We start from the raw sequence: 13,355 nt of genomic DNA, 5'->3' as shown, positions 1-13,355 counted from the left end.
CGCCGGGTGAGACTGGAACCATCAACCCGAGGCACGAAGGAGTGACCCCATGAAGATGACCGTTTCCCGCAAGCTGCTGGCGCCGGCCCTGCTGGCCATCGCCATCGCCCCCCTGGCGCTCTCCGCCACCGCCGCCCACCACGGCAAGGGGGTCGAGCAGTCTCAGGAGCAGCGCGAGCAATGGAAGGAGGCCCGCGCCGAGTACCGGGCCGAACAGCGCCAGGCGCTCTTCGAGCGCGCCGGCATCGACGAGGCGACCCGCGAAGCCCTGGACGAGGCCCGCACCGAGCACCGCGAGGCGATGCGTCAGCTCCACGAGCAGCATCAGGAGCGCCTGGCCGAGATCCTCGATGATGAGCAGCGCGCCGCCCTGGAGGAGGCCCGCCGGGAGATGCGCGAGGAGCGTCGCGCCGAGATGATGGAGCAGCGCCGCGCCAGCATGCAGGAGCGCCTCGAGGCGCTGGTCGATGAGTGGGGCCTCTCCGACGAGGAGCGCGAGGCCCTGCGTGAGACCCGCGAGGCGATCTACGCCGACATGGCCGAGCTGCGCGGCCGCGACTTCGACTCCCGCGAGGAGCGCCGCGATGCCATGCGCGAGATGCGCGACCGCCACCAGGAGGCCCTGGCCGAGCTCCTCAGCGAAGAGCAGCTCGAGGAGCTGCGCGAGACCATGATGCAGCGCGGCGAGCGCGGCTATGGCAAAGGTCATGGCAAGGCCTACCGCGGCCATGGCGAGATGCGTGGCAACTGACACACTGCAACCCAAGCGCGGCCACTGAAGCACAAGAGCTGCCGCCGGCCCAGGCCGACGGCAGCTAAGAGAAGCCCTCCCCCGGACCCGACGCCCTGCGTCGGGTCCGGTCTTTTCGAACATGGCCACGAAGACCAGCAGCCGGAAGGTGCGCTGCACCTCCCGCATTCAACGCGGGAGAGTCCCCCTCGACCTGCTGCCCTCCATCCCCCTCACCCGCAGGTCTGCTTGCGGCGGCGCAGCAGAGAGGCGTAACGTATTGGCTCTTGCTCATTAGCACGCAAAGGAGTCGCCATGTCCCGGTCTACCCCCAGGAGCGGCTATCGTCTTCCCGTGCCCGGCAGCGCCCTGCTGGCCGCCTGGCGCGCGGGCTACGGCCTGGCCGAACTGCGTCACGACCTGATGGCCGGCCTGACCATCGGCATCGTCGCGGTGCCGCTCTCCATGGCGCTGGCCATCGCCACCGGGGTACCTCCCCAGCACGGGCTCTACACCGCCATCGTGGCCGGCGCCATCATCGCCCTGACCGGCGGCTCCCGATTCAACATTTCCGGCCCCACCGCGGCCTTCGTGGTGATCCTCTTTCCCATCGTCGCCAGCCACGGCGTCGGCGGGTTGCTGATCGCCACCCAGATGGCGGGATTGATCCTTACGGCCCTGGGCCTCGCCCGGCTGGGCAGCCTGATCCAGTTCGTGCCCTACCCGGTGGTGCTCGGCTTCACCGCCGGCATCGCGGTAGTGATTGCCCTGCTGCAGCTCCCCCACTTCCTGGGACTGGCCGGAGTCGAGCTCGGCGACAGCACCCCGCACAACCTGGCCGCCATCGTTCGCGCCGCGCCGACCCTGGCCCCGGCCGAGCTGGGCATCGGCCTGGTGACCCTGGCCACCCTGATCCTCTGGCCACGCTTGAAGATTCCGGTGCCGGCTCCCCTGGTAGGCCTGATCGCAGGCACCCTGGCGGCCCTGGCAGTGAGCGCCGCCGGGGTCGAGGTCGCCACCATCGCCTCGCGCTTCAGTTGGGAGTTCCAGGGCCAGGGCGGCAGTGGCATCCCGCCCTTCGCTCCCGGGCTGGTGGTCCCCTGGCGACTGCCAGGGCCCGACGGCACGCCACTGGTGGTGGACTTTGCGCTGATTCGCGAACTGCTTGGTCCGGCGCTGGCCATCGCCATGCTGGCGGCCATCGAATCACTGCTCTGCGCGGTGGTGGCCGACGGCCTGACCCGCACCCGTCACGACCCCAACGCCGAGTTGATCGGCCAGGGGCTCGGCAACATGGTGGTGCCCTTCTTCGGTGGCATCACCGCCACCGCGGCCCTGGCGCGCACCGCCACCAATATCCGCAGCGGCGCGGTCTCGCCGCTGGCCGCGGTGGTCCATGCCCTGGTGGTGCTGCTGGCGGTGGTGCTGCTGGCCGGGGTGCTGGGCTACGTGCCCATGGCGGCGCTGGCCGCCCTGCTCTTCATCATCGCCTGGAATATGAGCGAAGCGCGCCACTTCGCCCATACCCTGAAGAGTGCCCCGGGAAGCGACGTGGCGGTACTGGTGATCTGCTTCGCGCTCACGGTGGTCTTCGATATGGTGCTGGCGGTGGCCGTGGGCATGGGCCTGGCCGCGGCGCTGTTCATCCGCCGCATGGCCAGCCTCACCGAGACGCGCCAGCTGCATGCCGGCGAACGCGAGGCACCGCCGACGCTGCCCCGCGGGGTGGCTTGCTACGATATCAACGGCCCGCTGTTCTTTGGCGCTGCCGAGAAGGCCGTCTCGTCGCTGCGGGTGGTAGACCCGGAGGTGAGGGTGATGATGCTGGACATGCGCGATGTACCGAGCCTGGATGGCACCGCCATCGTCGCCCTGCAGTCGCTGGTGGAGGAGCTTCGCATCGAGCGGGTCGGCGTCATCTTCGTCGGCCTGCCGGCGCGGATGGTGATCAAGCTCAAGCGGGCCGGCGTCCGCCGCGAGGCGGGCCGGCTGGCCATGGTCGCCAGCCAGGCCCATGCCGCCCGCCTGGCCGAGCGCTGGCTGGCCTTGGAGGCGCGACACCATGGGTAAGTCCCTATCCCCGCTGCAGGTCACTCGCTGGCTCAACGTCGACACCCGTCAGGATCTGCAGGAGACCGATGCCAAGACAGCCAAAAGGGGCGCCGAAGCGCCCCTGGGACCGCTGGGCCGGTGACATCAGTCGGCCATATCGAGCACGATGCGCCCTTCGATCTTGCCATCGATCATGCGCTGGAAGACATCGTTGATGTTCTCCAGCCTGTCGGTGGCGACGGTGGCCTTCACCTTGCCCTCGCCGGCAAAGTCCAGCGCCTCCTGCAGATCCTGACGGGTGCCGACGATGGAGCCCCGCACGGTGATGCCGTTGAGCACGGTATCGAAGATCGGCAGCGGGAAGTCGCCCGGCGGCAGGCCGTTGAGCACCAGGGTGCCGCCGCGACGCAGCATGCGCTGGCCCTGATCGAAGGCTTTGGGCGATACCGCCGTGACCAGCGCCCCATGAGCGCCGCCGATCTCGCGCTTCAGGTAGTCGACCGGATCGGTCTTCATGGCATTGACAGTGACCGTCGCCCCAAGCCTTTCGGCCAACGCCAGCTTGCCGTCATCGATGTCCACCGCCGCCACGTTGAGCCCCATGGCACGAGCGTACTGCACGGCCATGTGGCCAAGCCCGCCGATGCCCGAAACCACCACCCACTGCCCTGGGCGAGTGTCGGTCATCTTGAGCCCCTTGTAGACGGTCACGCCGGCACACAGCACCGGAGCGATCTCTAGAAAGTCGACATTATCGGGCAGGAGGCCGACGAATCCCGCATCGGCCAATGTGTAATCGGCGAAGCCTCCGTTCACCGAGTAGCCGGTATTTTGCTGCGACTCGCACAGCGTCTCCCAGCCGCCCAGGCAGTGCTCACAGTGGCCACAGGCCGAATAGAGCCAGGGAACGCCAACACGATCGCCCTCCTTGACGTGTTTCACGCCCTCGCCGATGGCGACAATATGCCCGACGCCCTCGTGGCCGGGAATGAACGGCGGATTGGGCTTCACCGGCCAGTCACCGTGAGCGGCATGCAGATCGGTATGGCAGACGCCCGAAGCGGCCACCTTGACCAGGATCTCGCCCTTCTGGGGCCGAGGCGTCTCTACCTCCTCGATAGCCAAGGGCTCACCGAACTTGCGTACTACAGCGGCCTTCATCGTCTTGTCCATTATCTTACTCCTGCTGTTGCTCGAGTGGAGAGCCCCTGTCGGGCTCGGGGCATCGCCCGGGGAACGAGGTGGTGGCCCACCCTCTGCTGGGAAAGGAGCGCCGCCCGGCGAATCCGGACGGCGCAAGGATCAGAAGAAGCCCAGCGGGTTGGTGTCATAGCTGACCAGCAGGTTCTTGGTCTGCTGGTAGTGCTCGAGCGCCACCTTGTGGGTCTCGCGGCCGACGCCGGACTTCTTGTAGCCGCCGAAGGCGGCGTGGGCCGGGTACTGGTGGTAGCAGTTGGTCCACACCCGGCCGGCCTGGATGCCGCGGCCCATACGGAAGGCGACGTTGATGTCGCGGCTCCACACCCCGGCGCCGAGGCCGAACTCGGTGTCGTTGGCGATGGCCAGCGCCTCCGCCTCGTCCTTGAAGGTGGTGACGGCCACCACCGGGCCGAAGATCTCCTCCTGGAAGACGCGCATCTTGTTGTTGCCCTTGAGGAGTGTCGGCTGGATGTAGAAGCCCTTGTCGATGCTCGGGTCCAGGCTCTCCTTGTCGCCGCCGGTGAGGAACTCGGCGCCCTCTTCGCGCGCGATCTCCATGTAGGACATGATCTTGTCGAACTGCTCCTGGGAGGCCTGGGCGCCCACCTGGACGTCGGTGTCGAGCGGGTTGCCGCGCTTGATCCTGCCTACCTTCTCCATGACCCTGGCCATGAAGGCGTCGTACATGGACTCCTGGATCAGCGCCCGGGAGGGGCAGGTGCACACCTCGCCCTGGTTGAAGAAGGCCAGCACCAGGCCCTCCGCCGCCTTGTCGATGAACTCCGGCTCGGCGTTCATGATGTCGGCGCAGTAGATGTTGGGGGACTTGCCGCCCAGCTCCACCGTGGAGGGGATGATGTTCTCGGCGGCGCACTTGAGGATATGCGAGCCTACCGGGGTGGAGCCGGTGAAGGCGATCTTGGCGATGCGCTTGCTGGTGGCGAGCGCCTGGCCCGCCTCGGCGCCGTAGCCGTTGACGACGTTGACCACCCCCGGCGGCAGCAGGTCGCCGACCAGCTTCATCAGCTCCAGGATCGAGGCCGGGGTCTGCTCGGCGGGCTTGAGCACCACGCAGTTGCCCGCCGCCAGGGCCGGGGCCAGCTTCCACACCGCCATCAGCAGCGGGAAGTTCCAGGGGATGATCTGCCCCACCACGCCCAGCGGCTCGTGGAAGTGGTAGGCCACGGTGTTGGCGTCGATGTCGGCGGCGGTGCCCTCCTGGGCGCGGATGCAACCGGCGAAGTAGCGGAAGTGGTCGACGGCCAGCGGCAGGTCGGCATTCAGAGTCTCGCGCACCGCCTTGCCGTTGTCCCAGGTCTCGGCCACGGCCAGCATCTCGAGGTTCTGCTCGATGCGGTCGGCGATCCTGAGCAGGATGTTGCTGCTCTCGGCGGCGGAGGTCCTGCCCCAGGCCGGGGCGGCGGCGTGGGCCGCGTCCAGCGCCTTGTCGATATCCTCGGCGGTGGAGCGGGGAATCTGGCAGAACACCTCGCCGTTGACCGGGCTGACGTTGTCGAAGTAGCCGCCCTTGACCGGCGGGACGAATTCGCCGCCGATGTAGTTGCCGTAGCGCTGCTCGAAGGTGATGACGGAACCGGACTGGCCGGGGTTGGCGTAGATCATGACGTGACTCCAGAGCTGTTGTGGTTATGTCGGGTCACTTCACAGTCTTGGTCAGGCCGCGCTTCTGCGACATACTCCGGTGGCATGAGATGCTCTCCTCCCTTGGGAGGAGAGCCCGACGGGAGAACGCGATGACGACCCTGATGGTCGCCGATGACCATCCGCTGTTCCGCGACGCCATCGGCGCGGTGATCGCGGCGGGGCTGCCGGGCACCCGGCTGCTGGAGGCGGACAGCCTGGCGCTGGCCCTGAAGGAGGCCGAGCGCCACGAGGAGGCGCTCGACCTGCTGCTGCTGGACCTGAACCTGCCCGACGCCGAGGGCCTCGACGGGCTGCGCCGCCTGCGGGAGGTGCTGCCGTCGCTGCCGGTGGCCATCCTCTCGGCGGAGCAGGATCGGCGCACGGTGCTGGCGGCCATCGAGATGGGCGCGGTGGGCTATATCCCCAAGTCGACCCCCCGCGACGACCTGCTGGCCGCCCTGCATCAGCTCCTCGAGGGGCAGCTCTACCTGCCGCCTCAGGTCATGCGCCGCCCGCCGCCCGCCCACCCGGCTCCGGCGGTCACCGGAGCCGCGGCGCCCGACCCGCGCCTCACGGGGCTCACCGACAAGCAGCTCGAAGTGCTCGAGCTGCTCAGCCGGGGCGCCTCCAACAAGGGCATCGCCCGGGAGCTGAACGTCGCCGAGACCACGGTGAAGACCCATGTCTCGGCCATCCTGAGAAAACTGGGGGTGGCGAGCCGGGTCCAGGCGGTCCTGCTGGCCGGCGAGCTGGAGCTGGCCCGCTACCGGGCGAGGCGCCGCTCCGGCTGACGCCCCAGCAGCGAGGTGAGCAGCAGACGCAGGCGCAGCGGCTTGACGGGCTTGAGCAGGCAGTCGTAGCCGGCCTGGCGTATCCGCGCCTTCAGCGCCGCGTCATGATTGGCGGTGATCACCACCACCGGCAGCCCGGGATGGCGCTCGCGCAGCCGGGCGGCGACCTCGAGGCCGTCGGGCTGCCCCTCCCCCAGATGGAAGTCCACCAGCAGCGCGGCGCCGGGCGCCTTGATCCGTCCCAGCAGCTCGGCCGGCGAATTCGCGGCCACCACCCGACAGCCCCAGCCCCCCAGCAGGGCCTCCATGCCCTCGCGGATCGCCGCATCGTTGTCCAGCACCCAGATGACCTCACCGGCCAGCGGCTGCCCGCTCGGCAGCGGCTCCCGTGGCGGCCCGGCCGACCGGGCCGACCGGGATGCCGTGGCGTAGGGCACCGTCACCGAGAACAGCGCGCCGTGCCCCGGCCGCGAGACCAGCCCGAGCGGGTGGCCGAGCATGCCGCCGATGCGCTCGACGATGGCCAGCCCCAGGCCCAGGCCGCGGTCGTCGCCCTCCTCGGCCGCCCCGAGGCGACGGAACTCCTCGAAGATCAGCCGCTGCTGGGCCGGGGCGATGCCCGGCCCGGTATCGCCGACCAGGATCTCAAGCCCCTCGGGACGACGGCGGCAGCCGAGCAGGATGCGCCCCTGGCGGGTATAGCGCACGACATTGCTCAGGAAGTTGCGGACCACCCGCGCCAGCAGCGCCAGGTCGGAGGCGATCACCGCCCGGGTCGGCACATAGCGCAGCTCGAGGCCGCGGCTGGCGGCCAGCTGGCGATACTCCTCGGCCAGCACCCCGAGCAGCTCCTCGGCGGGGAAGCTGGCCACGTCCGGCCTGAGCACCCCGGCATCGAGCCGCGATATGTCCACCAGGCTGCCGATCAGCGACTCGACGTCCTTGAGCGAGCGCCCGATGTTGCCGACCAGCCGGCGGGAGCCCGGCGGCAGCGGCTGCTCCTCCAGGGCGCTGGCGAAGAGCCGCGCGGCGTTGAGCGGCTGCAGCAGGTCATGACTCACCGCGGCGAGAAACTTGGTCTTGGAGAGGTTGGCCGCCTCGGCCTCCGCCTTGGCCCGGTGCAGCTCCCCCAGGGTGCGCTGCAGGGTCTCGGTGCGCTCGCGGACCTGCTCGGCCAGCAGCACCGAGTGCTCGAAGGCCGCATAGGGTGCCCCGCCGGGCACACCGCTGGACTCCACCCGCTCGATCAGTGCCGCGCAGATGCGCCGCAGGCGAGCGTTCTCCTCGGCCAGCAGGGCCGCCCGAGCCGCGGGCGCCTCAGGCAGCGTCGTCGGGTCGAGCGGTGCCAATGGCCACCCCGGTGAAGGTTTGGTTGATGTGCATGCCATGGTACTGCTCCCCGTAGGTGTTGAAGCCGATCACCCGGCGCCGGCTCAGCAGGTCCGAGACCTCGGCCTCCTGGCCCAGCACCTCCAGCTCCAGGCGCCTCAGGAAGCAGTCGCATCCGATCACCAGCTCGGTGGCGCCCAGGCGGCCCTCGAGTCCCGCGAGTGTCTGCGCCAGATCGTCATGGATAGGGGCACAGGCCATGGCCGTGAGCACAATGCCGTTCTCCACCGCACAGTAGAAGCTCAGGCTGCCGTCCTCGTTGGCCCGCTGGATGGAGCGCACGTAGTAGTGGTCGCCGATGCGCACCGCCAGCGGGTGCCGGGCAAACAGCTCCGGGCCGAGCCGTGACTCCGGCTGCCCCACCAGCTGAGCATAGGCCGCCACGGCGGGGGCAGCGTTGAGCTCCAGCACCCGCCGCGACTCCCGGTCGACGCCGGTGACCACCAGCTTCTCATGCCGGGGCCGCAGGTGGTGGGTGGAGAAGACCTCGAAGGGCAGCGGGGTGTTGACCAGCAGCACCACGGCCGCCTCGGCGTGAAACCGCCCGTCACAGAAGACGTGGGTGCGGGCGAGCCGGTTGTCGTCCCCCGCCGAGCCGCCGAAGCTGGGAATGCTGCCGAGGGCGGCATCGAGGGTCGCGATCACGCTCTCCTCGCTGCTCGAGAGGCCATCGAGGAGGGTCACCACGAAGCTGTTGCCGGCCAGGGGCGCCAGGGCCCGCTCGCGACATCGCCCGAGAAGGTCATCCACCAGCCGCTGGGCGCGGGGCAGGTCGAAGGCCTCCAAACGCTCTACCAGGGCCGTCGCCGGCACGAAGTGGCGCCGATCGAAGCCGATCGCCACGATCCCGCCCCGGGCGTAGCCCGCCGGGGTGATCTCGCCGGCCGTGGTGCAGCCGGCCACGGGCAACCCCTCGAAGGCGCTCCGGAGGGCATGGGAGAGGGCCTCGAGCGGATACTCGACGCTGCAGAAGAAGAGCACGAAGCCCAGCGACCCGTGCCGCAGCTCGGCGGCGAGCTCCGCCACGGCCTCGGCCGGGTCGGAGAGAAGGCTGACCGCGGTGCGCAGCGGGGACGCGCCGGCCTGTGCAGCAGAGGGGGAGAGGCTCATGGCATCTGGCATTGCGGACTCCGGTGTCAACGCTCGCCCCAGTGTAGGCGTCCCGGCGTGCGCCCCACAAACGCCGGGGTCAGCGGTTCGGCGGCACCCGCCAGGCCTGCAGTGCCTCCATGGTGGCCTCCAGGCAGCGCTTCAGTTCTCCCAGCAGCCCCCGGGCCGCCTGCCGGTCACCGGACTGGGCTAGGCGCTCGAGGCGCGTGGCGAGGCCGGCCACCTTGACGGCACCCAGGCTCGCCGACTCGCCCTTGAGCTGGTGAGCCGCATGTTGCGCCTCCTGCAGATCGCCCTCGCCGAGGGCTCGCGCGAGGGTCGCCAGTCGCGCCTCGACCTGGCCACAGAAGAGCACCATCAGCGACGCAAGCCCCTCCTCGCCCACGGAGTCGCGCAGCGCCTGCAGCGTCAGCGGATCGATCAGGCTGTCGCGCCCGGAGGCGGGCACCGCGGCGCGCACGGGTTCATGCGCACCCCCTCCGCTCAGGTGGCGGAACAGCGCCTCCAGCAACTCTTCCTGGCGCAGGGGCTTGGTGAGGTAGCCGTTCATGCCGGCGGCCAGGCAGCGGGCCTGCTCGCCTCCGGGACCACCGGCCGTCATTGCCACGATCGGCACCTGGCCCGTCCAGCCATCACGGGCGCGCAGCCGACGGGTCACCTCCAGGCCGTCCATATCCGGCATCTGGATATCCATGAAGATCAGGTCGAAGCGGCCTGCCGCGGCCAGCTGCAGGGCGGCCGCACCGGAGTCAGCCATGGTGACCGAACAGCCAAGGCGCTCCAGCATGGCCCTGGCCACCTGCTGATTGACGGGATTGTCCTCCACTACCAGCAGGTGGGTGCTCTGCAGGTCCAGGTGGCGAGAGCGCCCTGCCGCCGGCAGCGCGTCCGGATCAGGCGCCTCGGCGGTCGCCAGCGACAGCACAAACCAGAAGCGGCTGCCCACCCCGGGTTCGCTGGCGACCTCGATGCGCCCCCCCATGGCCTCCACCAGCCGGCGACAGATCGCCAGGCCCAGCCCAGTGCCACCGAAGCGCCGAGCAGTGGAGGCATTGCCCTGCCGGAACGGCTCGAAGATCCGCGTGAGCTGTTCGGGAGCGATACCGCAGCCGGTATCCACCACCTCGAAGCGGAATCGCCCGCCCCCTTCGGCGCTCACCTCCAGGCGAATCTCGCCCTGCGCGGTGAACTTCACCGCGTTGGAGACCAGGTTGATCAGCACCTGGCGCAAGCGCCCCGGATCGGCCAGTACCCGTGCCGGCAGTTGCGGGTCCAGCCGCGTCCGCAATGCCACGCCGCGAGCCTCGGCGCGCGGCGCCAGCAGCGCCACCACGCCATCGACGAGTTCATCCAGCGCCATGGCGCGCTGCTCCAGCTCCAGGCGTCCCGCCTCGATCTTGGAGAAGTCCAGCAGGTCGTTGATCAGCTCCAGCAAGAGCCCGGCGCGGTCGTGGATGGTGGTCACGCACTGGCGCGCCTCCCCCTCGAGCCGGTGCTCCAGCAGCACATCACTCATGCCGATGACCCCGTTGAGCGGGGTGCGGATCTCGTGGCTGACGGTGGCCAGAAACTCCGACTTGGCCTGGTTGGCCGACTCCGCCTGCCGAGCGGTCGCCTCCAGCTCCCGGCTCAGCACCTCCAGGTCACGCCGCGCCGCCGCGTTGTCACGGGCCTCGCGGAACAGGATCAGCGCCACCAGCATGGCCGAGAGGCTCATCGCCAGGATCAGCACCAGCAGCAGGGCATAGAGCCGCTGCAGCTGGCCACGCTCACGGGTGGTGGTCTCGGCCAGGTGGCCATTGATGGCGATCACCAGCCGCTCGGTACGATTGCCCAGGGTATCGAGGTGCTGGTCCAGGGCAAGGCGGTCGCTCTCGTGCAGCGCCTCGAGCGCATCGATCATGAGGTCGAGGGCATCGATGCGCTGCTCGATCTCGTCCAGCAGAGCGCTGGCCGCGGGAATCGTGGCCAGCAGCTCGGTGATATCGCCCCCCCCTCGCATCAGGAAGAGCCGGCTGTAGAAGAGCTCGAAGCGCAGCGCCAGGCCCGCATGGTCGGCGTCCGGCTGCGCCAGGTAGTTGCGCAGCTGCACCACGTCGCGGTCGAGCTTGTAGGCGTGCCAGGAGGCATCCCCGCCCACGCTCTGGGCCAAGCTGTCCTGGCACCAGGAGACCAGGCCTACCACCACCAGCGCCGCCGCCAGCAGCAGCAGCGCGCTGATGGCGCCGAGCTTGACGCGCAGGGGCAGGCGCAGCATGGGACGCTCCCGATAGCGGGCCCTCAGGGGGCGTGAATGTGCACGACCTGCCACACCGAACGAAAGCGCACGGACTCGTTGTGCAGCTCCGGGTGGTCGTCGAAGGGATAGAGCACGAACAGCGGGCCGAACTCGCGGATCTGCATCGGCGAGCCGTTGCGACTCATGGCCAGGATGACGTCATAGTCGTGGAGGTCGGCGAGCGGGATCTCCGCCTCGAAGTCGTTGAGCGCCCGCACCAGGACACGATCGCTGCGCACGCCGGCGGCCGCCAGCACCTCCCGCAGCAGCGGGCCCTCGTAGCGGCCGCGGTCGGCGTGCCAGGGGGTGCGGGTCTCGATTACGGTGGGCGCGATGGCCATCAGCATCTCGCGATCGAAGCGGGCCTCGTCCTCCCCATTGGGGAAGTCGAGGTTGCCGCTGATGGTGAGCAGCACCTCGCCGCTCGGCGCCGGCAGCGTCTCCTCGGCGACGGCGGACGGCGCCAGGCACGAGAGTGACACCAGGGCAAGCAGCAGGGGCAGGATGCGTTGGCGCATGGAGGGCAATCCTGTGGAGAGATCCGGGAGTGGCACAAGCCTACCCGATCAGAAGACAAAGATCAGTGTAACTATTCAGGTGGCTGCGGATGGGGTATCGCCAACCAGCTGATTTTTCTGGCATAGTGCACAGCATCATTCGGCACACCTATGCGGTGATATGACCATCAGCGATATCAACGTCGACGAGGCCCTGGAGCGGGTCCGGCAGCAGCTCAAGGAAGACCAGACGGTCTCGCCGTCGCTGCGTGCCGCCATCGATGTGCTGATGCTGCTGGTCAAGCTCATGGCCGATCGCCTGGCCACCAGTAGCCGCAACAGCAGCAAGCCACCGTCCCAGGATCCCAATCGCCAGCGCCGCTCGCGCGCCAAAGGCGAGCGGCGCCCCGGCGGACAGCCAGGGCATGAGGGTAAGACGTTGGCGCCGGTGACGGACCCCGACGAGGTGGTCAAGCTCCGTGTCGATCGTCGGCAACTCCCCAAGGGGCGTTCTTACCGCCCGGTCGGCGTCGAAACGCGCCAAGTGCAGGACATCGTAATCCAGGCCGTGGTCACCGAATATCAGGCTGAGGTCCTCGAAGATGATCAGGGGCAACGCTACGTGGCGCCATTCCCCGAGGGCGTGACTCGCCCCATCCAGTATGGCCCTCGCCGCCTCAAGGCGCATGTCGTCTATCTCTCCCAGTATCAGCTGTTGCCCTATGCGCGTATCCGCGAGTTGCTCACCTCGCAGTGCGGCCTGTCGCTGAGCACCGGCACCCTGTTCGCCTTCAACCAGGAGGCCTACCAGCGGGCCGAGGCGTTCGCCGAGTGGGTGATCCCGGCGCTACGTGAAGCAGCCACCGTCCATGCCGATGAAACCGGAATGCAGGTCGGTGGCAAACGCTACTGGCTACACAGCGCCTCCAACGAGGCCCTGACCTGGTTGGCCCCGCACCCCAAGCGCGGCCAGGAAGCGATGGACGCCATCGGCGTATTGCCCTTCGTGCGTGGCGTGCTGGTGCATGATCACTGGAAGCCCTACTACCGCTATCCGGATTGCCGGCACGCGCTCTGTAATGCGCACCACCTTCGGGAGCTGACAGCGGCCTGGGAGAACGATGGCCAGGCATGGGCCAAGGCCTTGCATGACCTGTTGTTGGAGATGCATCGCGCCGCGTGGAGGTGGCCGACGGCTGCCTCTCGGCCGATGAGACCCGAGCCTGGCGGCAGCGCTATCGAGATTGCCTGGCGAAAGGGGACGCCGAGTGCCCCCCGCCGGTGAAACCGCCACCTGGAACGCGAGGCCGGGCCAAGCGCACCAAGTCGCGCAACCTCCTGGAACGCCTCCAGGCGTACGAGGACGACGTGTTGCGCTTCCTCGACGACCCTGCCGCTCCCTTCACCAACAACCAGGGGGAGCGCGATCTGCGAATGACCAAGGTCCAGCAGAAAATCTCGGGCTGTTTCCGCTCCTGGGAGGGTGCTGAGATCTTCTGCCGCATGCGTAGCTTTCTCTCGACCGCCGTCAAGCAAGGGGTAGCGGCGCATACCGCACTGGAGCAACTGTTTGCGGGGGAGGTGCCAGCCTTCATGCAGCAAGAAGCCCCGACTCAGCCAACCGGTGCTGAATAGTTACAGATCAGTTAGGAAAAGGGATGATC

General features: G+C 68.8%; 10 protein-coding genes and 1 pseudogene. 5 read left to right on the top strand and 6 right to left on the bottom strand.

The window, feature by feature from the left end; genetic code table 11:
• Window positions 1-49: 49 nt before the first annotated feature.
• From B6N23_RS13760 to B6N23_RS13750, 3 genes are all read left to right on the top strand, one after another.
• Entirely contained in the window at window positions 50-751 is a 702-nt protein-coding gene (locus B6N23_RS13760; RefSeq protein ID WP_305499894.1) for a Spy/CpxP family protein refolding chaperone, read from the top strand.
• A gap of 294 nt (window positions 752-1,045) precedes the next feature.
• Window positions 1,046-2,800 carry a C4-dicarboxylic acid transporter DauA gene (dauA, locus tag B6N23_RS13755; RefSeq protein WP_305499892.1) on the top strand — a complete coding sequence of 585 codons (1,755 nt, stop codon included), beginning with the start codon at window positions 1,046-1,048 and terminating at the stop codon, window positions 2,798-2,800.
• Window positions 2,793-2,924, top strand: a complete 132-nt coding sequence (locus tag B6N23_RS13750; RefSeq protein WP_305499889.1) for a hypothetical protein — start codon at window positions 2,793-2,795, stop codon at window positions 2,922-2,924. The genes dauA and B6N23_RS13750 overlap by 8 nt, the downstream gene beginning before the upstream one ends.
• 2 nt (window positions 2,925-2,926) lie before the next feature.
• Here the strand turns inward: B6N23_RS13750 and adhP are convergent, their stop codons facing one another.
• Both adhP and exaC read right to left on the bottom strand, forming a co-directional pair.
• Entirely contained in the window at window positions 2,927-3,955 is a 1,029-nt protein-coding gene (adhP, locus tag B6N23_RS13745; protein WP_253444860.1) for an alcohol dehydrogenase AdhP, read from the bottom strand.
• A 129-nt stretch (window positions 3,956-4,084) separates the two neighbouring features.
• Complete coding sequence (gene exaC, locus B6N23_RS13740; protein ID WP_305499883.1) at window positions 4,085-5,605, bottom strand: acetaldehyde dehydrogenase ExaC; 1,521 nt, start codon at window positions 5,603-5,605, stop codon at window positions 4,085-4,087.
• A 131-nt stretch (window positions 5,606-5,736) separates the two neighbouring features.
• Between exaC and B6N23_RS13735 the strand changes: the two genes are divergently transcribed.
• Window positions 5,737-6,417 (top strand): response regulator, encoded by a 681-nt coding sequence (locus tag B6N23_RS13735; RefSeq protein ID WP_305499881.1) that lies wholly within the window; start codon window positions 5,737-5,739, stop codon window positions 6,415-6,417.
• On the opposite strand, the gene B6N23_RS13730 is transcribed toward B6N23_RS13735, so the two are convergent.
• The 4 genes from B6N23_RS13730 to B6N23_RS13715 all read right to left on the bottom strand — a co-directional run bounded on the left by B6N23_RS13730 (window position 6,390) and on the right by B6N23_RS13715 (window position 11,712).
• Entirely contained in the window at window positions 6,390-7,805 is a 1,416-nt protein-coding gene (locus B6N23_RS13730) for an ATP-binding response regulator (RefSeq protein WP_305499879.1), read from the bottom strand. The two genes, B6N23_RS13735 and B6N23_RS13730, sit on opposite strands and share 28 nt — an antisense overlap.
• Window positions 7,735-8,928 carry a nitric oxide-sensing protein NosP gene (gene nosP / locus B6N23_RS13725; protein WP_305499876.1) on the bottom strand — a complete coding sequence of 398 codons (1,194 nt, stop codon included), beginning with the start codon at window positions 8,926-8,928 and terminating at the stop codon, window positions 7,735-7,737. Before nosP ends, B6N23_RS13730 begins: the two co-directional genes overlap by 71 nt.
• A 67-nt stretch (window positions 8,929-8,995) precedes the next feature.
• On the bottom strand, window positions 8,996-11,173 hold the full coding sequence (locus B6N23_RS13720) for an ATP-binding protein (protein ID WP_305499874.1): 2,178 nt from the start codon (window positions 11,171-11,173) through the stop codon (window positions 8,996-8,998).
• A gap of 23 nt (window positions 11,174-11,196) precedes the next feature.
• Window positions 11,197-11,712: a putative pterin-binding protein gene (locus B6N23_RS13715; RefSeq protein ID WP_110069850.1), complete on the bottom strand. Its 516-nt coding sequence runs from the start codon at window positions 11,710-11,712 to the stop codon at window positions 11,197-11,199.
• 160 nt (window positions 11,713-11,872) lie between these two features.
• On the opposite strand from B6N23_RS13715, the pseudogene tnpC reads away from it, so the two are divergent.
• A pseudogene (gene tnpC, locus B6N23_RS13710) lies at window positions 11,873-13,326 on the top strand (IS66 family transposase).
• Window positions 13,327-13,355 lie beyond the last annotated feature (29 nt).

The organism is Halomonas alkalicola (assembly GCF_030704205.1).
GTDB lineage: Bacteria > Pseudomonadota > Gammaproteobacteria > Pseudomonadales > Halomonadaceae > Halomonas > Halomonas alkalicola.
This window is presented reverse-complemented; position numbering and strand designations above follow the sequence as displayed.

What these genes read in the sequence shown, in the direction of transcription:
- B6N23_RS13730 (WP_305499879.1), bottom strand. Translation starts at nt 7,805, where the DNA reads ATGGCATGCACATCAACCAAACCTTCACCGGGGTGGCCATTGGCACCG.
- nosP (WP_305499876.1), bottom strand. Translation starts at nt 8,928, where the DNA reads ATGCCAGATGCCATGAGCCTCTCCCCCTCTGCTGCACAGGCCGGCGCG.
- exaC (WP_305499883.1), bottom strand. Translation starts at nt 5,605, where the DNA reads ATGATCTACGCCAACCCCGGCCAGTCCGGTTCCGTCATCACCTTCGAG.
- B6N23_RS13750 (WP_305499889.1), top strand. Translation starts at nt 2,793, where the DNA reads ATGGGTAAGTCCCTATCCCCGCTGCAGGTCACTCGCTGGCTCAACGTC.
- B6N23_RS13760 (WP_305499894.1), top strand. Translation starts at nt 50, where the DNA reads ATGAAGATGACCGTTTCCCGCAAGCTGCTGGCGCCGGCCCTGCTGGCC.
- dauA (WP_305499892.1), top strand. Translation starts at nt 1,046, where the DNA reads ATGTCCCGGTCTACCCCCAGGAGCGGCTATCGTCTTCCCGTGCCCGGC.
- adhP (WP_253444860.1), bottom strand. Translation starts at nt 3,955, where the DNA reads ATGGACAAGACGATGAAGGCCGCTGTAGTACGCAAGTTCGGTGAGCCC.
- B6N23_RS13720 (WP_305499874.1), bottom strand. Translation starts at nt 11,173, where the DNA reads ATGCTGCGCCTGCCCCTGCGCGTCAAGCTCGGCGCCATCAGCGCGCTG.
- B6N23_RS13715 (WP_110069850.1), bottom strand. Translation starts at nt 11,712, where the DNA reads ATGCGCCAACGCATCCTGCCCCTGCTGCTTGCCCTGGTGTCACTCTCG.
- B6N23_RS13735 (WP_305499881.1), top strand. Translation starts at nt 5,737, where the DNA reads ATGACGACCCTGATGGTCGCCGATGACCATCCGCTGTTCCGCGACGCC.